The organism is Alphaproteobacteria bacterium (genome assembly GCA_019635875.1).
Classification (GTDB): domain Bacteria; phylum Pseudomonadota; class Alphaproteobacteria; order Reyranellales; family Reyranellaceae; genus JAFAZJ01.
The window spans coordinates 111,359-131,983 of sequence record JAHBYP010000007.1 but is presented as its reverse complement, the minus strand read 5'-3'; the positions used below and the strand labels follow the sequence as shown (position 1 = coordinate 131,983).

Annotated in this window: 19 protein-coding genes; 14 read left to right on the top strand and 5 right to left on the bottom strand. The window is 69.5% G+C overall.

Annotation, left to right across the window (positions count from 1 at the left end; genetic code table 11):
* The first annotated feature begins 10 nt into the window (after positions 1–10).
* The 7 genes from KF889_23175 (at position 11) to KF889_23145 (ending at position 7,372) form a co-directional block, all read left to right on the top strand.
* Positions 11–814: an SDR family oxidoreductase gene (locus tag KF889_23175; GenBank protein ID MBX3502355.1), complete on the top strand. Its 804-nt coding sequence runs from the start codon at positions 11–13 to the stop codon at positions 812–814.
* 100 nt (positions 815–914) lie between these two features.
* The gene (locus tag KF889_23170; protein ID MBX3502354.1) at positions 915–1,466 is read left to right on the top strand and encodes a carboxymuconolactone decarboxylase family protein; all 552 of its coding nucleotides are present in this window, start codon (positions 915–917) and stop codon (positions 1,464–1,466) included.
* Between the two features lie 159 nt (positions 1,467–1,625).
* A complete protein-coding gene (locus KF889_23165; protein MBX3502353.1) occupies positions 1,626–2,432 on the top strand; it encodes an SDR family oxidoreductase in 807 nt (268 codons plus the stop codon).
* 4 nt (positions 2,433–2,436) lie between these two features.
* Positions 2,437–4,761: a molybdopterin guanine dinucleotide-containing S/N-oxide reductase gene (locus KF889_23160; protein ID MBX3502352.1), complete on the top strand. Its 2,325-nt coding sequence runs from the start codon at positions 2,437–2,439 to the stop codon at positions 4,759–4,761.
* A gap of 156 nt (positions 4,762–4,917) precedes the next feature.
* Positions 4,918–6,108, top strand: coding sequence for an amidase (locus tag KF889_23155; protein MBX3502351.1), 1,191 nt, complete (start codon positions 4,918–4,920; stop codon positions 6,106–6,108).
* Positions 6,105–6,497 (top strand): oxalurate catabolism protein HpxZ, encoded by a 393-nt coding sequence (hpxZ, locus tag KF889_23150; GenBank protein MBX3502350.1) that lies wholly within the window; start codon positions 6,105–6,107, stop codon positions 6,495–6,497. The genes KF889_23155 and hpxZ overlap by 4 nt, the downstream gene beginning before the upstream one ends.
* Positions 6,498–6,646: 149 nt before the next feature.
* Positions 6,647–7,372 (top strand): DUF1194 domain-containing protein, encoded by a 726-nt coding sequence (locus tag KF889_23145; protein MBX3502349.1) that lies wholly within the window; start codon positions 6,647–6,649, stop codon positions 7,370–7,372.
* Between the two features lie 51 nt (positions 7,373–7,423).
* Here the strand turns inward: KF889_23145 and KF889_23140 are convergent, their stop codons facing one another.
* The 5 genes from KF889_23140 to KF889_23120 all read right to left on the bottom strand — a co-directional run bounded on the left by KF889_23140 (position 7,424) and on the right by KF889_23120 (position 12,254).
* Positions 7,424–8,893 carry a M81 family metallopeptidase gene (locus KF889_23140; protein MBX3502348.1) on the bottom strand — a complete coding sequence of 490 codons (1,470 nt, stop codon included), beginning with the start codon at positions 8,891–8,893 and terminating at the stop codon, positions 7,424–7,426.
* A gap of 408 nt (positions 8,894–9,301) precedes the next feature.
* Complete coding sequence (locus tag KF889_23135) at positions 9,302–10,480, bottom strand: aminotransferase class V-fold PLP-dependent enzyme (protein ID MBX3502347.1); 1,179 nt, start codon at positions 10,478–10,480, stop codon at positions 9,302–9,304.
* Positions 10,481–10,482: 2 nt separating this feature from the next.
* Entirely contained in the window at positions 10,483–10,905 is a 423-nt protein-coding gene (gene arfB, locus KF889_23130; protein ID MBX3502346.1) for an aminoacyl-tRNA hydrolase, read from the bottom strand.
* 155 nt (positions 10,906–11,060) lie between these two features.
* Positions 11,061–11,672, bottom strand: coding sequence for a glutathione S-transferase family protein (locus KF889_23125; GenBank protein ID MBX3502345.1), 612 nt, complete (start codon positions 11,670–11,672; stop codon positions 11,061–11,063).
* Between the two features lie 57 nt (positions 11,673–11,729).
* A complete protein-coding gene (locus KF889_23120) occupies positions 11,730–12,254 on the bottom strand; it encodes a YaiI/YqxD family protein (GenBank protein MBX3502344.1) in 525 nt (174 codons plus the stop codon).
* Here KF889_23120 and KF889_23115 point away from each other — a divergent pair.
* From KF889_23115 to KF889_23085, 7 genes are all read left to right on the top strand, one after another.
* Positions 12,232–13,662 carry an amidase gene (locus KF889_23115; GenBank protein MBX3502343.1) on the top strand — a complete coding sequence of 477 codons (1,431 nt, stop codon included), beginning with the start codon at positions 12,232–12,234 and terminating at the stop codon, positions 13,660–13,662. The two genes, KF889_23120 and KF889_23115, sit on opposite strands and share 23 nt — an antisense overlap.
* Positions 13,659–14,561 carry a LysR family transcriptional regulator gene (locus KF889_23110; protein MBX3502342.1) on the top strand — a complete coding sequence of 301 codons (903 nt, stop codon included), beginning with the start codon at positions 13,659–13,661 and terminating at the stop codon, positions 14,559–14,561. The genes KF889_23115 and KF889_23110 overlap by 4 nt, the downstream gene beginning before the upstream one ends.
* A 113-nt stretch (positions 14,562–14,674) precedes the next feature.
* Complete coding sequence (locus tag KF889_23105; GenBank protein MBX3502341.1) at positions 14,675–15,139, top strand: formate dehydrogenase subunit gamma; 465 nt, start codon at positions 14,675–14,677, stop codon at positions 15,137–15,139.
* Positions 15,136–16,689, top strand: coding sequence for an NADH-quinone oxidoreductase subunit NuoF (locus KF889_23100; GenBank protein ID MBX3502340.1), 1,554 nt, complete (start codon positions 15,136–15,138; stop codon positions 16,687–16,689). Before KF889_23105 ends, KF889_23100 begins: the two co-directional genes overlap by 4 nt.
* Before the next feature lie 10 nt (positions 16,690–16,699).
* Entirely contained in the window at positions 16,700–19,543 is a 2,844-nt protein-coding gene (gene fdhF / locus KF889_23095) for a formate dehydrogenase subunit alpha (GenBank protein MBX3502339.1), read from the top strand.
* Positions 19,540–20,370, top strand: coding sequence for a formate dehydrogenase accessory sulfurtransferase FdhD (gene fdhD / locus KF889_23090; GenBank protein MBX3502338.1), 831 nt, complete (start codon positions 19,540–19,542; stop codon positions 20,368–20,370). The genes fdhF and fdhD overlap by 4 nt, the downstream gene beginning before the upstream one ends.
* Positions 20,360–20,575 (top strand): formate dehydrogenase subunit delta, encoded by a 216-nt coding sequence (locus tag KF889_23085; protein ID MBX3502337.1) that lies wholly within the window; start codon positions 20,360–20,362, stop codon positions 20,573–20,575. The genes fdhD and KF889_23085 overlap by 11 nt, the downstream gene beginning before the upstream one ends.
* Positions 20,576–20,625: the final 50 nt, after the last annotated feature.

Here is a 20,625-nt window from a genome sequence, read left to right as displayed (position 1 = left end):
AGGAAGTGCCATGAGCGACGACATGGGCCTGAAGGGCAAGGTCGCGATCGTCTCCGGTGGCGGCGCCGCGGGCGACGGCATCGGCAATGGCCGCGCCGCCTGCATCCTGCTGGCGCGCGCCGGTGCGCACGTCATGGTCGTCGACCGCGACATCGCGCTGGCCCAACGCACCGCGAAGATGATCGCCGAGGAGGGCGGCAGCGCCGACGCGCGCGCCGCCGACGTCACCTCGGAAGCCGAGTGCCGGGCGTTGGTCGACGCCACCGTGGCACGCTTCGGCCGGCTCGACCTGCTCGACAACAACGTCGGCATCGGCAGCCGCGGCAGCGTCGTGCAGGAGAGCCGCGAGAGCTGGCAGAACCTGATGAAGGTCAATGTCGAGACCATGTTCCTGGTCTCGAAGTACGCCATCCCGGCGATGATCAAGACCGCCGGTGGCGGCGCCATCGTCAATGTCTCGTCGATCTCGGCGCTGCGCCCGCGCGGGCTGACCGCCTACTCGGTGTCCAAGGGCGCGGTGATCGCGCTGACCAAGGCGATGGCGGTCGATCACGGCCGCGACAACATCCGCGTCAATTGCGTGGCGCCCGGCCCGGTCTACACGCCGATGGTGATCCGCAACGGCATGGCGCCCAAGCAGCGCGAGCAGCGCCGGAACGCCTCGGTGCTGAAGATCGAGGGCACCGGCTGGGACATCGGCCACGCCGTGCGCTTCCTGCTGTCGGACCAGGCGCGCTACATCACCGGCCAGGTGCTGGTGGTCGACGGCGGCGTGACGCTCGTGGCGCCCGAGCGCGAATCCGAGGATCACTGATGTCCCGCTGTCATCCCGAGCGCAGCGAGGGATCCAGGACGACCCTGGATCCCTCGCTGCGCTCGGGATGACAGGGAATGACAAGAGGAGACAACACTCCATGGCGCGCCTGCCCTATCTCACGCCCGACGATCTCAAGCCGGCCGACAAGGATCTGCTGAAGCGCGACATCGCGCTCTATCGCATCCTGAGCTACAGCCCCGACGGCGCGCGCGCCTTCGGCACGCTGGGTCGCTACATCCGCTTCGGCAGCAAGCTCGACGGCCGCCTGCGCGAGCTCGCCATCCTGCAGGTCGGCTACCTCGCGCGCGCGCCCTACGAGTACTCGCACCACATCAAGATCGGCTATGATTTCGGCGTCACCAGGGACGATATCAGGGCGCTGATCGCCGACACCGAGGGCAAGCCCAACAGCCTCGAGCCGCTGGCGAAGTCGGTGCTGCGCGCGGCGCGCGAGATGAGCACCAGGATGGAGGTCAGCGACGCGACCTTCGCCGAGCTCAAGGCGGCGCTGAGCGAGGAGCACCTCGTCGACCTGATGATCACCATCGCCTTCTACAACGGCGTGGTGCGCTTCCTCGGCGCCATGCGGATCGACGTCGAGCCCGAGTACCAGAAGTACCTCGACGAATTCCCGCTGCCGAAGTCGTGAGCGACGTCCACTCGAATTCCTTCCCCCGGAGGGGGAAGGTGCCCGAAGGGCGGAAGGGGGATGTCGAAGACGGACACCGGCTTCGTTGAGGCATCCCCATTCCGGCGCTGCGCGCCACCTTCCCCCTCCGGGGGAAGGTAAGGATCAGGAGAGAATCACATGCGTCTGAACGGCAAGATCGCCATCGTCATCGGCGCCGGGCAAAGCCCCGGCGAGGGCATCGGCAATGGCCGCGCCACCGCCATCCGCTTCGCCCAGGAGGGCGCGCGCGTGCTGTGCGTCGATCGCGATCTCGCCTCGGCGCAGGAAACCGTCGACCTGATCGACAAGCAGAGTGGCCACGCCGCGGCCTTCGAGGCCGACGTGCTGAAGGAGGAGTCGCTGAAGGCGATGGTGACGGACGCCATGCGCCGCTGGGGCCGCATCGACATCCTGCACTACAACGTCGGCGTCTCGATCGCCGGCGGCGACGCGCCACCGACCGAGATCACCGAGGAGGCTTTCGACCGCGTCACCGCGATCAACCTGCGCGGCGCGGTCATGGCCTGCAAGCACGTGCTGCCGATCATGCGCGAGCAGAAATCGGGCGTGATCATCCAGATCTCCTCGGTGGCCTCGGGCTCGAACTACCCGTATGTGGCCTACAAGACCTCGAAGGCGGCGATGATCGCCTTCACCGAGCAGCTGGCGATCCAGAACGCGCCCTACGGCGTGCGCGCCAACTGCATCCTGCCCGGCCTGATGGACACGCCGATGGCCGTCGACACGCGGGCGCGCAAGACCAACCGCAGCCGTGCCGAGGTCGCCGCCGAGCGCGATTCGCGCGTGCCGCTGCGCGCCAAGATGGGCACCGGCTGGGATGTCGCCAATGCCGCCTTGTTCCTCGCCTCCGACGAGGCCAATTTCGTCACCGGCGTGACCCTGCCGGTCGACGGCGGCGCGCTTCTGAACCTGGTGCGGGAGTAGCGTGGTGACGGTCCTGACCTCGACCCATTGGGGCGTCTACGAAGTCGAGATGGAGAACGGCCGCGCCACGGCGCTCAGGCCGTTCCGCGAGGATCCTGATCCTTCGCCGATCGGTCTGCACATGCTGTCGCCGCAGGTCGCGCGCTTGCGCGTGCGCCGTCCGGCGGTGCGCAAGAGCTGGCTCGAGGGCGGTCCCGGCCATCGCAGCGAGCTGCGCGGCGAGGAACCCTTCGTCGAGGTGGGCTGGGACGAGGCCTTCGACCTCGTAGCCGGCGAGATCGCGCGGGTGAGCAGGACACACGGCAACGCGGCGATCTTCGGCGGCTCCTACGGCTGGTCGAGCGCCGGCCGCTTCCATCACGCGCAGAGCCAGATCCACCGCTTCCTGAATGCGGTCGGCGGCTATGTCCGCCACGTCGATTCCTACAGCCTCGGCGCGGCGCGCGTGCTGATGCCGCATATCGTGATGTCGATGGAGGAGCTGTTCGCCGCCCACACCAGCTGGGAGGTGATGGCGGAGCACACGAAGCTGTTCGTGACCTTCGGCGGCGTGCCGCACAAGAACGCGCAGGTCAACGCCGGCGGCCCCAGCGAGCATCGCATCCGCGACGGCCTGCGCCGCATGCGCGCATCGGGCACGCGCTTCGTCAACGTCACGCCGACCGCCGACGATCTCGACACAGGCGGGCAGGACGAGTGGATCGCGATCCGGCCCAACACCGATACCGCCATGCTGCTGGCCATGGCCCATGTCGTCTACACCGAGGGCTTGCACGACCGCGATTTCCTGGCGCGCTGCTGCGTCGGCTTCGAGCGCTATGTGCCTTATCTGATCGGCGAGATCGACGGCATCGTCAAGACGCCGCAATGGGCGGCGGCAATCACCGGCGTGCCGGCCGAGCGAATCGCAACGTTGGCGCGCGAGCTCGCGGCCAACCGCTCGATGCTCAACATCGCCTGGTCGCTGCAACGCTCGCACCACGGCGAGCAGCCCTTCTGGGCGCTGATCGCGCTGGCCTGCATGCTGGGCCAGATCGGCCTGCCCGGCGGCGGCTTCGGCACCGGCTATGGCGCCGCCAACCTGATGGGCAGCCCGCACGCGCGCATCCCCGGGGCGACCCTGCCGCAAGGCGACAACGCGGTGAAGGCGTTCATCCCGGTCGCGCGCATCGCCGACATGCTGCTGAACCCGGGCGCGACCTTCGAGTACAACGGCGCCACGCACAGCTATCCCGACATCAGGCTGGTGATGTGGGCCGGCGGCAATCCATTCCATCATCACCAGGACCTCAATCGGCTGAAGCTGGCGTGGCGCAAGCCGCAGACCATCGTCGTCAACGAGCAGTTCTGGACCGCGGCGGCGAAGATGGCCGACATCGTGCTGCCGGCGACGACCTCGCTGGAGCGCGACGACATCGGTTCGGCGACGCGCGAGAAGCACGTCATCGCCATGAAGGCGGTGAAGCCGCCGGAGGGCGAGGCGCGCGACGATTTCGCGATCTACGGCGCCATCGCCGAGCGGCTGGGCGCGAAGGAGCGCTACACCGAGGGCCTCGACACCATGGGCTGGCTGCGCCGGCTCTACGGCGAGAGCCGCGAGCGCTCGGCGAAGATCGGCATCGCGCTGCCGTCGTTCGACGATTTCTGGCAGGCCGGGCTGGCGACCGTGCCCGACACCAACGAGCGGCCGGTGATGCTGGCGAAGTTCCGCGAGGATCCGGCCAGGCATCCGCTGAAGACGCCATCGGGCAGGATCGAGATCTTCTCCGAGCGCATCGCCTCGTTCGGCTACGACGATTGCCCCGGCCATCCGGTGTGGATGGAGCCGGCGGAATGGCTCGGCAGCGCGCAGGCCGGGCGCTATCCGCTGCACATGATCTCCGACCAGCCGACCGACAAGCTGCACAGCCAGCTCGACCACAGCCCGCACGCGGCGGCGACCAAGATCAAGGGCCGCCAGCCGATCACCATCAGCGCCGCCGACGCGAAGCGGCGCGGCATCGCCGACGGCGACCTGGTGCGCGTGTTCAACGAGCGCGGCGCCTGCCTCGCCGCGGCGAAGGTGTCCGAGCGCATCCGCACCGGCGTGGTGCGGCTGTCGACCGGCGCCTGGTTCGATCCCGCCGGCGGCGGCGCCAACCGACCGCTGGAGAAGCACGGCAATCCCAACGCGCTGACCCGCGACATGGGCGCGTCGAAGCTGTCGCAGGGCTGCACGGCGCAGACCTGCCTGGTCGAGGTCGAGCGCTACGACGGCGTGGCGCCCGCGGTGACGGCGCACGACCTGCCGCGATTCGTGCCGAGAACACCGAAGGTGGCGGCGGAGTAGAGTCGACGAGTCTTCGGCCTTGTCTTTACCTTCCCCCGGAGGGGGAAGGTGGCGCGGAGCGCCGGATGGGGGATGTCGAAGACGGACGCCTGCGTTCGGGTTCGACATCCCCCATCCGCCTTCGGCACCTTCCCCCTCCGGGGGAAGGTAGATCCTATGGAAGGAGTTCCCGTGCGCGATACGGTTAACGCGTTCGTGTCAGGCACATCGATCCACATCGCCGGCAAGCCGGGCGGGCCGCTGTCTGGTCTGACATTCGCCGCCAAGGACCTGTTCGATGTCGCCGGCCATCCCACCGGCGGCGGCAATCCGGACTGGGCTGCCTACAACCCGGTGCCGACGCGGCACGCCTGGGCGGTGCAGACCCTGCTCGACGCCGGCGCCGACCTGATCGGCAAGACCATCACCGACGAAGTGTCGCTGGGCATCCTGGGCGAGAACGAGTTCGATGGCACGCCAATCAATTCCGCTGCGCCCGATCGCGTGCCCGGCGGCTCGTCCTCTGGCTCGGCCGCCGCCGTGGCCGCCGGCACTTGCGACACGGCACTGGGCACCGATACCGGCGGCTCGGTGCGCGTGCCGGCAAGCTTCTGCGGGCTGTACGGCATCCGCCCGACGCACGGCCGCCTCGACCTCACCGGCATGCTGCCGCAGGCGCCGACCTCCGACACGACCGGCTGGTTCGCACGCGACGCCGCGACCTTCGCACGCGTCTGCGAGGTGATGCTCGGCGAGGCAATCCCGACCGCACTGCCGTCGAAGCTGCTGATCGCCACCGACGCCTTCGGCTTCGCCGATGCCGACGCCGCCGCGGCGCTGCGGCCGATGGTGCGCCGGCTGGCGCAGCTCATCGGCACGCCTGCCGAGACGCTGCTGGCACCGCAGGGCCTGTCGGTCTGGGCACGTGCGCAGCGTACCCTGCAGCCGGCCGAGGCGTGGCAGACCTTCAAGACCTGGATCGATCGCGACAACCCGCGCTTCGCCTTCAACGTTGCGCGTGGCCTGGTACACGGCTCGATGATCCCCGAGAGCGAGCGCGGCTGGGCCAACCTGATGCGCCAGGAAGCGCGCGGACGGCTGCGCCACCTGCTGCCGCCCGATACGATCCTGTGCATGCCGACCACGCCCTTCCCCGCGCCCAAACGTGGCCTCCCGCTGTCGACGCTCGATCCGCTGCGCGATCGCATCACCTGCCTGTGCGCGCATGGCGGGCTGGCCGGCCATCCGCAGGTGAACATCCCCGGCGCGACGGTCGACGGCGCGCCGATTGGGCTCTCGATCCTCGGCGCGCGCGGCAGCGACGCGATGCTGGTGGCAGTGGCGCGCGCGATGGAGCGGGCGGCATGAAGGAGAACATCCCCGAGATCGTCGCCGAGGTGAGCGCGCTGTTCGAGCGCTACGAGCAGGCGCTGATCGACAAGGACGTCGAGGTGCTCGACGCGACCTTCTGGAACAGCCCGCACACCATCCGCTACGCCCTGCACGAGAACGGCTACGGCTTCGAGGCGATCCACGCCCATCGCGTCGCGCGGCCGCCGGGACCCGGCTTCAAGGAAAAGCGCATCCGGCTGGAGATCCTCACCCTGGGCCGCAACCTCGCCACCGTGAACCTCGAGTTCAAGGTGCGCGGCAAGGAGCAGATCGGCCGGCAGAGCCAGACCTGGGTGCGCTTCCCCGATGCCGGCTGGAAGGTGATCGCCGCCCATGTCTCCGTCGTGAGCGAGCGGCCATGGTGAGGCGTACAACTTCTACCTTCCCCCGGAGGGGGAAGGTGCCCGAAGGGCGGAAGGGGGATGTCGAAGCCGAACGCAGGAGTCCGTCTTCGACATCCCCCATCCGTCGCGCTGGCGCGCGCCACCTTCCCCCTCCGGGGGAAGGTAAAGCAATGTTGCGCCGCGGCCTCGCCGCGCTGCCGCTGGCGTTCCTGTTGCCGCGCGCGGCGCGGGCGGCGAATGTCGACCTGCTGCTGGTGCTGTGCATGGACGCCTCCGGCAGCATCGACCAGGGCGAATTCGAGCTGCAGCGCCGCGGCTATGCCGAGGCGATCAGCGATCCGCGCATCGTCGAGGCCATGACCGACGGCGAGCATCGCGCCACCGCCATCGCCGTCGTCGAGTGGGGCTCGCCGATGGGCGCGGCCACCGTGGTGCCGTGGATGCTCGTGCGCGACCGCGCCTCGGCCGACGCGCTGGCCAGGGCGCTGATCGACGCGCCGCGCTCGCATCAGACCTATAACGCCATCGGCGACGCCGTCGAGCATTCCATCCGCCTGATCGCCGCCGCACCGCACCAGGCGACGCGCCGGGTGATCGATGTCTCGGGCGATGGGCCGGACATGCGCGGAAGAAGGCCGGCACACGAGGCGCGCGATGCCGCTGTCGCCGCTGCCATCACCGTCAACGCGCTGGTGATCGTCGACGAGAGCAGGAGCGGCCCGCGCGGCCAGGGCCTCATCGGCCACTACGAGCGCGACGTGATCGGCGGCCCCGGCGCCTTCGTCATGGTCGCCGACGGCCGCCGCGCCTTCGCGCAATCGATCCGCGCCAAGCTGCTGCGCGAGGTCGCGGGGCTCGATGGCCCGCGCATCGAGACTAGAACCGCATCACGCTAGAGCAGCCCATTCCCTCTCCCCGCGAGCGGGGAGAGGGAGAAAGAACGCGCATCAGAAGATCAGCCCCGGCTTGGTCTCCGCATCCAGCGGATAGATCGGCCGGTTGATCCTGGTGTACGGGATCTTGCGGAAGTCGCGGCTGAGCGGCGCGTCGGATTCGATGTAGATCACCTTCTTCGCGATCGGTCCGTAGGCGCCCATGAAGTGGTTGGTCGACTTCACGACCACCAGCTTGCGTCGCGTCGGATCGATGCCGAGATTGGTGAACAGCTCCAGCCCCAGCGCCTGCGTGCGGTTGGAGATCAGCACCACCTCGACGCCGCTGATGCGGATCGCGGCGCAATCGCCCAGCGGCACGCGCGTGGGACCGAAGCTCTGCCACGCGTCGCGCACCAGCGCCGTCACCGTGACCTCGGCGTCGATCGGCTGGCCCGAGGTGACGCCGATCTTGCCGCCGAAGCGCAGCGGGAAGGTCGCGTTCAACCCGGCGTCGAAGCACAGCCGCACCGCGATCGGATCCCAGATCGGCCCCAGGGCGGCGCTCTCGACCTTCTGCTCGATCAGATGGCGCAGGATGGTGGTGTTGTCCGACGGCGCGCCGCCGCCGGCATTGTCGGCGGGATCGGCCATCACCACCGGCAGGTCGTTGAAGGCGCGGCCCTCGGCCACGCCGCCGGCGACGTCGAGATATTGCGGCATGGTCTTGCCGCGCAGCGAGACCAGCTCCTCGCCGAGCTTCGCCGCCAGCGTGTCGGCCTTCTGCTTGTCGCCGTCGGTGATCACCAGCATGCGCGTGCCGATCTCCGGCACGTCGCCGTAGGGGAAGCAGTGCGCCACCGACAGCGACAGCACGCCGTCCTTGCCCTCCATCGCGAACAGCCGGTCGACGAAGGCGCGCATCAGCGGCAGGGTCGTGGGATAGCTCTGGATCTGCCGGCAATCGTAGACCGACATCACGGGCTTGATCTCGCCGCGCAGGGTGCGCAGCACCAGGGTCAGCACCTCCTCGGCGCGCTCGACCACGTCGGTGTGCGGGAATTCCTTGTAGCAGATGATGATGTCGGCGAGAGACAGCCGCTTGAGGGTGAGGTGGCAGTGCGGGTCGAGCTCGACGCCGATCACCACCTTGGGCCCGACGATGGCGCGCACCTTCTCCAGGATGTCGCCTTCGACGTCGTCGTAGCCATGCGCCACCATCGCGCCGTGCAGGCCCAGCAGCACGCCGTCGACCGGCATCGCCGCCTTCAGCTGGTCGAGAATCTCGTCACGCATGAGTTCGTAGTCGGCGCGGTTGGTCGTGCCGGCCGGGCTGGCGGCGAAGCAGCTGCCCTCGATCAGGGTGAAGCCTTCGGCGGCGGCGCGGCGGCGCGCCACGAATAGCGGCGCGGTGCACATGCGCGGCGCATCGTCAGGATGCTCGCCCGGCCGCAGGAAGACGCTCTCGCGATAGCCGTCGAGACTGGTCGGCATCGGCGAGAAGGTGTTGGTCTCGGTGGCGAGCGTGGCGGAGAACAGACGCATGAGAGGCCGGCCTTCGAGCTGGAACTTGTGCGGCGAGTATGCCCACCCCGCGGTTCGATCGCATATGGCGGATTTCTACCTTCCCCCGGAGGGGGAAGGTGGCGCGCAGCGCCGGATGGGGGATGTCGAAGACGAACGCGGGAGTCCGTCTTCGACATCCCCCTTCCGCCCTGCGGGCACCTTCCCCCTCCGGGGGAAGGGAAATCCAAGTGCGACCGGGCCGACAGCTCAGGATGACAGGGCGCGTCGCAACGCGGCGGCGAGTGCGGGATCGTCGTCGGGCGCCAGCGCCTGCGCATGGCCTTCAGGCTGAAATGGCGCAACGAGTATGCTCGTCCTGTCGTTCTGAGCGAAGCGAAGAACCTCGCGGTGGTGCGGCTTGCACGACCGCTGGATCCTTCGCTTCGCTCAGGATGACAACACTCGTCGCAGCGCGGCGGCGAGTGCGGGATCGTCGTCGGGCGCCAGCGCCTGTGGGTCGACGATCAGGATGTTCTGCGCCGCCTTGCGTTCGGAGACGTGAACCGGCGGATCGTCGGCCAGCAAGGCGCGGCTGACGGCGAGCGCGTCCTTGCAGGCGATCTCCAGGATCGGCGCGCGGCCGGTGATCGCGGCCGGAACAAGAGTGGCGCTGTCGTCGAGGAAGCCGGCGATGATGCGCAGGCGCGATTCCAGCGCCGCGTTGGTCGCGCCATCGTCGGCCTCGACGAAGCGCCTGAGCGCCACCAGCAGGCCGACGATCTCCTCCTTGCCGGCCTTGAAGCCGCGGCCGATGCCGTGATGCGGCACGCCGTTCATCGCCGCGCGATCGATCAGGTCGGGCGGCGACCAGGTCTGCGGCGCCAAGTCCATGTCGAGCTGCTGCACCAGCGCGGCGCCGACCAGATCGCGCCGACCGGCGAGAATGCCCGACGCCTGCGGGCCGCCGATCGCCTTGCCGCCGGAGAAGGCGACGAGGTCGGCGCCCAGCTCGATGAAGCGGCGAAGATTGCTCTTGGGCGGCAGCTGGGCGGCGCCATCGACGATCACCGGGATGTCGCGCGGCCGGCAGACCGAGGCGACCAGCGGCAGGTCGGCGATGCTCTGCGGATTGACGGCGAAGGCGAAGGCCGCTGTGCGCGGCGTGATCGCCGCCTCGATCTCCCACGCCTCCAGCCCGCGCACGCCGGCGCCGGTGCCGCGGTCGTTGTGGCCGATATCGACCAGCCGCGCGCCCGATGCCGTCAGCGCGTGCGCGTAGCCGGTGCGATGCGTGCGCGGCAGGATGATCTCGTGCCTGAACTCCTCGGCGTGCGGCAGCGCCGCCATCTTGGCCACGTCCCAGCGCGTCATGCTGGCGGCGGCGGCGAGCGTCAGCGCCGCCGCTGCGCCCGTGGTGATCATGCCGGCCTCGGCGCCGGTGATCCCGGCAATCTGTTCGCTGGCGGCGGATTGCAATTCGGCGATATCGACCGAGGAGCGCGCCGCCTCGGCCATCGCCGTGACGACCTCCGGCGCCATCAGCGCGCCGCCCAGCCGGGTGAGCGCGCCGGCGGCATTGATGCGCCGCTTCACGCCCAGCACGCCGTAGATGTCGTTGGATGGCATCGTCAGTCCGTCGGCCGCGACTGGCGCAGGGCCTTGACGCGGCCGCGGCGTTCCTTCGACGCCAGCCGCCGCTCCTTCGACGCGCGGGTCGGCTTGGTCGGCCGGCGCGGCGGTGGCGGCGGCGCGGCCGCTTCGCGGATCAGCTCGACCAGGCGCTCGAGGCCATCCTCGCGATTGCGAACCTGCGTGCGGTAGCGCTGCGCCTCGATCACCAGCACGCCCTCGCGCGTCAGACGTCTTCCGGCCAGTTGCTCCAGCCGCGCCTTCACCGCGTCGGGCAATGACGGCGAGTTGCGCACGTCGAAGCGCAGCTCGACCGCCGTCGACACCTTGTTGACGTTCTGCCCGCCCGGACCCGACGCGCGCACGAAGCTCTCGACGATCTCGGACTCGTCGATGGCGATGCGGTGGTTGATGCGGATCAGGGGCATGACAGATTACCTTCCCCCGGAGGGGGAAGGTGGCAGCGCGAAGCGCTGACGGATGGGGGATACCTCAACGACATCGTTGTCCGTCTTCGACATCCCCCATCCGCCTTCGGCACCTTCCCCCTCCGGGGGAAGGTAGGGGGAAGCGGACATCACGCCGCGCTCGGCCGGGCCTTCACGCGCTCGTTCCAGGCGACGATGTTCTTCAGCGAAGGATCGATCGGTTGGTTGATCTTGGCGAAGAAGTTGACGAAGACGAAGAGCATGATGTCGGCGAGCGTGAAGCGGTCGCCGGCGATCCAGGTCTTGCCCTCCATCAGCCCGTCGAGCCATTTCAGCTTGTCCTGGGCGCAGGCCTTCAGCCCGGCCGCCGCCTCGGGCAGGCAGCGCATGCGGCTCTCGAACATCTTCAGGCCATCCGAGTAGCGGAAGCCGTTGGCCATAGGCTCGAGGATGTTGAGGTCGACGCGGCGCACCCACATGTGCGTCACCGCCCGCTCCTGCGGCGTGTTGCCGATCAACGAGGGCGAGCTCTTGTTGACGTCGTCGAGGTACTCGCAGATCGCCGTGATCTCGCTGATCACCGTGCCGTCGTCGAGCTCCAGCGCCGGGCTCTGGCCGGACGGGTTGACCTTGAGGTAGGGCTCCTTGCGGTTCTCGCCGGCGCGGATGTCGACCTGCACCAGCGGCAGCTCGATGCCCTTCTCCTTCATGAACATGGTCACGACCGCCGGATTCGGCCCGATCGACGTATGCAGCCTCATGGGTGTCCCCTCGCGTTGTTCTTGCGTCCCAAGCGGTAACAACCGGCGCGGTGGCGGTCAACGACGGGCTGTCCTGCGCGCCCGGCGCAGCCGCACGATGGTCTCGTCCAGCGCCGAGAGGAACCGCGACTTGTCGCGACCGGCCTTCGGCTTCGGGCCGCCCGTCACTTCGCCCATGGCGCGCAGATCCGACATCAGCGCCCGGCTGGCCAGCGCCATGCCGATGGAATCCGCGGTGAACGGCACGCCGGTATTGCCGATCACCGCCGCGCCGGCCTTCAGGCAGCGGTCGGCCAGCGGGATGTCGGCCGTGATCACGATGTCGCCGGGCTGCACGCGGGTGGCGATCCAGTCGTCGGCCGCATCGAAGTTGCCCTCGACGACGACCCGTTCGATCCTCGGATCCGGCGGCACCATGAAGAAGCTGTTGGCGACGACGAAGACCTTCAGCCCGTAGCGGGCCGCGACGCGGTAGATTTCGGCCTTCACCGGGCAGGCGTCGCCGTCGACGTAGATCTCGATATCGCGCATGGTCGTCGGCAGTATAGGGGGAGAGGCGATGAGCGAGGACCTGTTGTTCATGCCGGCGGTCGAGGCGGCCAGCCTGATCCGCCGCGGCAGGCTCTCGCCCGTCGAATACGTCGAGGCCGTGCTGGGCGCGATCACCCGCAGCCAGCCCAGGATCAACGCATTCGTCACCATCATGGCCGAGGAAGCACGCGAGACCGCGCGCAAGGCCGAGGTCGCGGTGCGCGAGGGCGCGCCGCTGGGTCCGCTGCACGGCCTGCCGGTCAGCATCAAGGACCTGATCGACGTGCAGGGCGTGCGCACCACGCACGGCTCGCACATCTTCGCCGACCATGTCGCTTCGGCCGACGGCGTGACGCCGGCGCGGCTGCGCGCGGCCGGCGCCATCCTGATCGGCAAGACGACGACGCCGGAGTTCGGCCACAAGGGCCTCACCGACAGCCCGCTGCAGGGCATCACGCGCAATCCCTGGGGGCTCGATCGCACGTCCGGCGGATCCTCCGGCGGCGCGGCGGCGGCGATCGCATCGGGACTCGGACCGCTGGCGATCGGCACCGACGGCGCCGGCTCGATCCGCGGCCCGGCGGCGACCTGCGGCATCGTCGGGCTCAAGCCGACCCTGGGCGTCGTGCCGATGGAGACGGCCAGCGACGTCTTCGCCAACAACTCCTTCGCCGGGCCGATGACGCGCACGGTGGGCGACGCGGCGCTGATGTTCGCCACCATCGTCGGTCCCGACCCGCGCGATCCGTGGTCGCTCAACGCGGCGCTGAAGCCGGTGTCGCCGCTGCTGCAGGGCCAGAAGCTGACCGGCGTGCGCTTCGGCTATATCGAGAAGATGGCCAACAAGCTTCTCGACCGCGAGGTGCGCGCCAACACCGAGGCGTCGCTGAAGGCACTGGAGGCGCTGGGCGCCGAGATCGAGCCGGTGAGCGAGGCGATCGACTGGATCGAGCACGAGGGCCGCGTGCTCTACCAGACCGGCATCGCCGCGCGCATGAAGCCGCGCATGGCGCAATGGCGCGCGAAGATGGACCCCTCGATGGTGCAGTTCGCCGATTGGGGCGAAGGCTTCTCGATGCACGACCTGCGCAACGCCGAGTACGCGCGCACCGGCCTGTTCCAGCGCGTGCAGAAGCTGCTGGCGCGTTACGACTTCCTGGTCTCGCCGACCACGGCGCGCACCGCGCTCGATGCCAGCTTCGATGCCACGCAGCAGGTGATCATCGAGAACCAGCCCTGCGGCATCACGCGCCAGAGCTGGACCGCCTACCAGTATCCCTTCAACCTCACCGGCCACCCGGCGATCTCGGTGCCCTCGGGCTTCGCCGGCGACGGGCTGCCCACCGGCCTGCAGATCGTCGGACGCTGGGGCCACGATCTCGACGTGCTGCGCGCCGCGGCGCTGTTCGAGCAGGCGCGGCCCTGGGCCGACAAGCGGCCGGCGGCGATCCGACCATGATCGACAAGCTGGAATACCTGATCGCGCTCGCGCGCGAGCGGCATTTCGGCCGCGCCGCGGAGGCCAGCGGCGTGACGCAGCCGACCTTCTCGGCGGCGATCAAGCAGCTCGAGGAGACGCTGGGCGTCCTGCTGGTGCAGCGCGGCTCGCGCTTCCACAGCTTCACGCCGGAAGGTGAGCGCGTGCTGGAATGGGCGCGGCGCATCGTCAGCGACGCGCGCGCCATGCGCTCGGAGATGCGCTCGCTGAAGGAGGGCCTCGCCGGCCACATCCGCATCGCCGCGATCCCTTCGGCGCTCGCCATGGTCGCCTCGCTGACCACGCCCTATCGCGCGCGCCATCCCAACGTGTCGTTCACCGTGCTGTCGCGCACCTCGATCGAGATCCTCTCGCTCCTCGAGAACCTCGAGATCGACGCCGGCATCAGCTACCTCAACAACGAGCCGGTCGGCCGCGTGCAGACCGTGCCGCTCTATCGCGAGCAGTATCTGCTGCTGACGACCTCGGAGAGCCCGCTGGCCGACCGCAAGCAGGTCAGCTGGGGCGAGGTCGGGCGGACGCCGCTCTGCCTGCTGACGCCCGACATGCAGAACCGCCGCATCATCGACCGCCTGCTGCGCGAAGCCGGCGGCGAGCCGGCCCCGACCCTGGAATCGAATTCCATGATGGTGCTGGTCTCGCATGTGCGAACCGGCCGCTGGTCCAGCGTCATGCCGGCCAAGGTCGCCGAGACCCTGGGCCTGACCGAGACGATCCGGGCCGTTCCCATTGCCGGTGACGGCCCCGACCCGGTGATCGGCCTGATCGTCCCGGATCACGAGCCGAAGACCCCGCTGACCGCCGCCCTGGTGGCCGAGGCACGGCGGCTGGCGGCGGCCGAGGGCCTCGCCGCCAATTGAAATCGGCGGTTCGATAGACATATTCTATCGGGCAACCGAACTGCTTTCTTGATCGCTGCACGATCGGCGCCAATCTGATGGGCGTAACGGCAGCGTGACTGGGAGCGCGGCCAATGCCCGCCTGGCAAGAAGCGCGCGCGCGGCAGATCATCGAGACCCACCGGACCGACGACGGTCCGACCTTGGTCATCCTGCAGGCGCTGCAGCGCGAATTCGGTTTCATCTCCGAGGAGGCCGTCGTGCTGGTCGCCGACGCGCTCAACCTGACGCGCGCCGAAGTGCACGGCATCGTCAGCTTCTACCACGACTTCCGGCGTGAGCCGGCCGGCCGGCATGTGCTGAAGCTGTGCCGCGCCGAGGCCTGCCAGTCGCTGGGCGGCGAGCGGCTGGCGGCGCACGGACAATCACGACTGGGTGTCTCCTGGGGCGGGACGACGGCCGACGGCAGCGTCACCCTGGAGCCGGTGTTCTGCCTCGGATTGTGCGCCAGCGGCCCCGCCGCCCTGCTCGACGGTCGCCCGCTGGGCCGCCTCGACGCCGGCCGCCTCGACCGGCTGCTCGACGAGGTGGCGTCGTGAGCGCGCTTGTCTATCTGCCGCGCGACGTCGCCGCCCTGGCGGTCGGCGCCGACGAGGTCGCCCAGGCGCTGGGCGAGGCCGCCCGGCGGCGCGGCGTGACCCTGGAGATCGTCCGCACCGGATCGCGCGGCCTGTTCTGGCTCGAGCCGATGCTGGAGCTCGCGACGCCCGAGGGTCGCGTCGCCTACGGGCCGGTCGAGGCGTCGGACGCCGAGGCGCTGCTCGACGCCATCGTCGCCGGCGGCGGGCCGCACAGGTTGAGGCTGGGACCGCCGGAGGCGATCCCGTTCCTCAAGCGCCAGACGCGGCTGACCTTCGCGCGCTGCGGCATCATCGATCCGCTGTCGCTCTCTGAGTACCGCGCCGCCGGCGGCTATCGCGGTCTCGAACGCGCGCTGAGCATCGGCCCGGCGGCGATCGTCGAGGCGGTGGTGCAGTCCGGCCTGCGCGGCCGCGGCGGCGCCGGCTTCCCCACCGGCATCAAGTGGCGTACCACGCGCGAGGCCGTCGGCCAGCCCAAGTACATCGTCTGCAACGCCGACGAGGGCGATTCCGGCACCTACGCCGATCGCATGATCATGGAAGGCGATCCGTTCTGCCTGATCGAGGGCATGACCATCGCCGCCATCGCCGTCGGCGCCGCCAAGGGCTTCCTCTACATCCGCTCCGAATACCCGCACGCCATCGCCACCATGGAGGCGGCGCTGGCGATGGCGCGACGCGACGGCTGCCTGGGCGCCAATGTCGCCGGCTCGGGCCATGCCTTCGACATCGAGATCCGCGTCGGCGCCGGCGCCTATGTCTGCGGCGAGGAGACGGCGCTGCTCGACTCCCTCGAGGGCAAGCGCGGCATGGTGCGCGCCAAGCCGCCGCTGCCGGCGCATCGCGGCCTGTTCGGCCGGCCGACCGTGGTCAACAACGTGCTGTCGCTGGCCGCGGTGCCGACGATCCTCGCCGAGGGCGCCGATTTCTATCGCGACTTCGGCATCGGCCGCTCGCGCGGCACCATGCCGATCCAGCTCGCCGGCAATGTGCGCCACGGCGGCCTGTTCGAGACCGGCTTTGGCGTGACGCTGGGCGAGCTGGTCGACGACATCGGCGGCGGCACGGCGAGCGGCCGGCCGGTGCGCGCGGTACAGGTCGGTGGCCCGCTAGGCGCCTATTTCCCGCGCGCGCTGTTCGACACGCCGTTCGACTACGAGGCCTTCACCGCGCGCGACGGGCTGATCGGCCATGGCGGCATCGTGGTGTTCGACGACACCGTCGACATGGCGCACCAGGCGCGCTTCGCGATGGAGTTCTGCGCCATCGAATCCTGCGGCAAGTGCACGCCCTGCCGCATCGGCTCGACGCGCGGCGTCGAGGTCATCGACCGCATCGTGCGCGGCGAGAAGCGCGAGGCCAACCTCGCGCTGCTCGAGGATCTCTGCGGCACCCTGAAGTTCGGCTCGCTCTGCGCCCTGGGCGGTTTCACGCCCTTCCCGGTGATGAGCGCGCTGCGACATTTCCCCGAGGATTTCGGCGCCCGAACAGGCGCCGTTCCGGCTTGAGGCCACGGTCATGTCCCTGATCAAGGAAACAGACTACGGAACCCCACCCGCCCGAACGGAGAAGTCCGTCACGCTCAGCATCGACGGCTTCGAGGTCACCGTTCCCGAGGGCAGCTCCATCATGCGCGCGGCGATGGAGGCCGGCATCAAGGTGCCCAGGCTCTGCGCCACCGACTCCGTCGAACCATTCGGCTCCTGCCGGCTGTGCCTGGTCGAGATCGAGGGCCGCGCCGGCACGCCGGCCTCGTGCACGACGCCGGTCGCATCGGGCCTGCGCGTCTCGACCCAGACCGAGCGGCTTAAGAAGCTCCGGCGCGGCGTGATGGAGCTCTACATCTCCGATCATCCGCTCGACTGCCTGACCTGCGCGGCGAACGGAGACTGCGAGCTGCAGGACATGGCCGGCGCCGTCGGCCTGCGCGAGGTGCGCTACGGCTATGCCGGCGAGAACCATCTCGACGCGGTCAAGGACGAGTCGAACCCCTATTTCACCTTCGATCCGTCGAAATGCATCGTCTGCTCGCGCTGCGTGCGCGCCTGCGAGGAGGTCCAGGGCACCTTCGCGCTGACCATCCAGGGCCGCGGCTTCGCCTCCAAGGTCGCCGCCGGACTCGACGAGCAGTTTCTCGACTCCGAATGCGTGTCCTGCGGCGCCTGCGTGCAGGCCTGCCCGACCGCGACCCTGATGGAGAAGTCGGTCATCGACACCGGCCAGCCCGAGCACTCCGTCGTCACCACCTGCGCCTATTGCGGCGTCGGCTGCTCGTTCAAGGCGGAGATGCGCGGCGAGGAGGTCGTGCGCATGGTGCCGTTCAAGGACGGCAAGGCCAATCGCGGCCATTCCTGCGTCAAGGGACGCTTCGCCTGGGGCTACGCCACGCACAAGGAGCGCATGCTCAATCCGATGATCCGCGCGCGCACCACCGATCCATGGCGCGAGGTGTCGTGGGACGAGGCGCTCGCCCACACCGCCTCGGAGTTCAAGCGCATCCAGGGCACATACGGCCGCGGCGCGATCGGCGGCATCACCTCCTCGCGCTGCACCAACGAGGAGACCTTCCTGGTGCAGAAGCTGGTGCGCGCCGGCTTCGGCAACAACAACGTCGATACCTGCGCCCGCGTCTGCCACGCGCCGACCGGCTACGGCCTGTCGACCACCTTCGGCACCTCGGCCGGCACGCAGGATTTCGACTCGGTCGAGCACGCCGACGTCATGATCGTGCTGGGCGCCAACCCGACCGACGGCCACCCGGTCTTCGCCTCCCGCCTGAAGAAGCGGATGCGCCAGGGCGCCAGGCTGATCGTCATCGATCCCCGCCGCATCGACCTCGTGCGCATGCCGCATGTCGAGGCGGCGTATCACCTGCCGCTGCGGCCCGGCACCAACGTGGCGATCCTCGATGCGCTGGCGCATGTCATCGTCACCGAGGGCCTCGCCGACGAAGCCTTCGTGCGCGAGCGCTGCGACTGGGACGAATACCAGCGCTGGGCCGCCTTCATCGCCGAGCCGCGCAACAGCCCGGAGGCGGTGGCGGAGATCTCCGGCGTGCCGGCCGAGACCATCCGCGGCGCCGCGCGGCTCTACGCCACCGGCGGCAACGGCGCGATCTACTACGGGCTGGGCGTCACCGAGCACAGCCAGGGCTCGACCGCGGTCATGGCGCTGGCCAATCTCGCCATGGCCACCGGCAATATCGGCCGGCCCGGCGTCGGCGTGAATCCGCTGCGCGGCCAGAACAACGTCCAGGGCTCGTGCGACATGGGCTCCTTCCCGCACGAGCTCAGCGGCTATCGCCACATCTCGGGCGACGCCACGCGCGCGATGTTCGAGACGCTGTGGAACGTGCCGCTCGAGAAGGAACCCGGCCTGCGCATCCCCAACATGCTCGATGCGGCGGTCGACGGCTCGTTCAAGGGCATCTACATCCAGGGCGAGGACATCCTGCAGTCCGACCCCGACACCCAGCACGTCGCCGACGGCCTCGCGGCGATGGAATGCGTGGTGGTGCACGATCTCTTCCTCAACGAGACCGCGAACTACGCCCATGTCTTCCTGCCGGGCTCGACCTTCCTCGAGAAGGACGGCACCTTCACCAACGCCGAGCGGCGCATCCAGCGCGTGCGCAAGGTGATGACGCCGCGCAACGGGCTGGCCGACTGGGAGGTCACCTTGCGGCTGGCCCAGGCGATGGGCCTGCCATTCCACTACGATCATCCCGCGCAGATCATGGACGAGATCGCCGCGCTCACCCCGAGCTTCGCCGGCGTGTCGTTCGCCAGGCTCGACGAGCTGGGCTCGATCCAGTGGCCGTGCAACGAGCAGGCGCCGGAAGGCACGCCGGTCATGCATCGCGACGGCTTCGTGCGCGGCAAGGGCCGCTTCATGGTCACCGAGTACGTGCCGACCGACGAGCGCACCGGTCCGCGCTTCCCGCTGCTGCTGACGACCGGCCGCATCCTCAGCCAGTACAATGTCGGCGCCCAGACCCGGCGCACCGCCAACATGGTGTGGCACGCCGAGGACCGGCTCGAGATCCATCCGCACGACGCCGAGCAGCGCGGCATTCGCGACGGCGACTGGATCAAGCTGCAAAGCCGCGTCGGCGCCACCAGCCTGCGCGCGCTGGTCACCGACCGCGTCGCGCCCGGCGTGGTCTACACGACCTTCCATCACCCCGACACGCAGACCAACGTCGTCACCACGGAATACTCGGACTGGGCGACCAACTGCCCCGAGTACAAGGTCACCGCGGTGCAGTGCGTGCCCTCGAACGGGCCGACCGAGTGGCAGGAGGACTACCGCGCGCTCACCGATCGCTCGCGCCGCATCGCACCGGTGGACGCGGCCGAATGACCGACGACGTGCCGCCGCCGGTGCAACGCGTGGCGCGCGCAGCCTGGGCCGGCGGCGAGCCGTCCTCGGGCATGCGCGTCTTGCCCGAGGAGACCGCGGTCGCGCTCACCTACAATCGCACGACGCACGCGGTGATGATGGCGACGCCGGCCGACCTTGAGGATTTCGCCGTCGGCTTCAGCCTGACCGAGGGCATCGTCGAGCGGCCGCGGGAGATCGAGGAGCTCGCGGTCCTGCCTGGCCGCGACGGCATCGAGCTGCGCATGTGGATCGGCGAGGATCGCGGCGCGGCGTTCCACGATCGCAGGCGCCACCTCGCCGGGCCCACCGGTTGCGGCCTGTGCGGCATGGACAGCCTCGCCGAGGCGATGCGGCCGCCGCGTGTCGTGAGCAGCGGGCTGCGGCTTTCGGCCGACGATGTGCGACGCGCCATCGCCGCCCTGCCCTCGGCGCAGACGATCAACCGCCAGACCCGCGCGGTGCATGGCGCGGCCTATTGGGAGCCGGAAGCCGGCCTCGTCGCCTTGCGCGAGGATGTCGGGCGCCACAACGCCGTCGACAAGCTGGCCGGCGCGCTGGCCCGGCAATCGCTGTCGCCCGACAATGGCCTGCTGCTGCTGACCAGCCGAGTCTCGATCGAGATGGTGCAGAAGGCCGCCGCGATCGGCGCGCCCGTCGTCGTGGCGGTGTCAGTGCCCACGGCGCTGGCGGTGCGCGCCGCCGAAGCGGCGGGCATCACCCTGATCGCCGTGGCGCGCGAGGACGGCTTCGAAATCTTCAGCCATGCCGGTCGCATCGCCAGGGGACCCATCGCCGATGTCGCCTGACAAGCTGATCTACATGGCCAACCAGATTGGCAAGTTCTTCGCCCACGAGGGCGAGGCGCAGGCCGCGCAAAGCGTCGCCACGCATCTGCGCAAGTTCTGGGATCCGCGGATGCGCAAGGCCATCGTCGTGCACTACGAGTCCGGCGGCGTCGGCCTCGATCCGATCGTGCGGCAGGCGGTGGGAAGCTTGAAGGAAGCCTCTTAACTCCCTCTCCCCGCCTGCGGGGAGAGGGTTGGGGTGAGGGGCTGTGGCAT

What these genes read in the sequence shown, in the direction of transcription:
- KF889_23175 (MBX3502355.1), top strand. Translation starts at nt 11, where the DNA reads ATGAGCGACGACATGGGCCTGAAGGGCAAGGTCGCGATCGTCTCCGGT.
- KF889_23170 (MBX3502354.1), top strand. Translation starts at nt 915, where the DNA reads ATGGCGCGCCTGCCCTATCTCACGCCCGACGATCTCAAGCCGGCCGAC.
- KF889_23165 (MBX3502353.1), top strand. Translation starts at nt 1,626, where the DNA reads ATGCGTCTGAACGGCAAGATCGCCATCGTCATCGGCGCCGGGCAAAGC.
- KF889_23155 (MBX3502351.1), top strand. Translation starts at nt 4,918, where the DNA reads ATGGAAGGAGTTCCCGTGCGCGATACGGTTAACGCGTTCGTGTCAGGC.
- hpxZ (MBX3502350.1), top strand. Translation starts at nt 6,105, where the DNA reads ATGAAGGAGAACATCCCCGAGATCGTCGCCGAGGTGAGCGCGCTGTTC.
- KF889_23145 (MBX3502349.1), top strand. Translation starts at nt 6,647, where the DNA reads ATGTTGCGCCGCGGCCTCGCCGCGCTGCCGCTGGCGTTCCTGTTGCCG.
- KF889_23140 (MBX3502348.1), bottom strand. Translation starts at nt 8,893, where the DNA reads ATGCGTCTGTTCTCCGCCACGCTCGCCACCGAGACCAACACCTTCTCG.
- KF889_23135 (MBX3502347.1), bottom strand. Translation starts at nt 10,480, where the DNA reads ATGCCATCCAACGACATCTACGGCGTGCTGGGCGTGAAGCGGCGCATC.
- KF889_23125 (MBX3502345.1), bottom strand. Translation starts at nt 11,672, where the DNA reads ATGAGGCTGCATACGTCGATCGGGCCGAATCCGGCGGTCGTGACCATG.
- KF889_23115 (MBX3502343.1), top strand. Translation starts at nt 12,232, where the DNA reads ATGAGCGAGGACCTGTTGTTCATGCCGGCGGTCGAGGCGGCCAGCCTG.
- KF889_23120 (MBX3502344.1), bottom strand. Translation starts at nt 12,254, where the DNA reads ATGAACAACAGGTCCTCGCTCATCGCCTCTCCCCCTATACTGCCGACG.
- KF889_23110 (MBX3502342.1), top strand. Translation starts at nt 13,659, where the DNA reads ATGATCGACAAGCTGGAATACCTGATCGCGCTCGCGCGCGAGCGGCAT.
- KF889_23105 (MBX3502341.1), top strand. Translation starts at nt 14,675, where the DNA reads ATGCCCGCCTGGCAAGAAGCGCGCGCGCGGCAGATCATCGAGACCCAC.
- fdhF (MBX3502339.1), top strand. Translation starts at nt 16,700, where the DNA reads ATGTCCCTGATCAAGGAAACAGACTACGGAACCCCACCCGCCCGAACG.
- fdhD (MBX3502338.1), top strand. Translation starts at nt 19,540, where the DNA reads ATGACCGACGACGTGCCGCCGCCGGTGCAACGCGTGGCGCGCGCAGCC.
- KF889_23085 (MBX3502337.1), top strand. Translation starts at nt 20,360, where the DNA reads ATGTCGCCTGACAAGCTGATCTACATGGCCAACCAGATTGGCAAGTTC.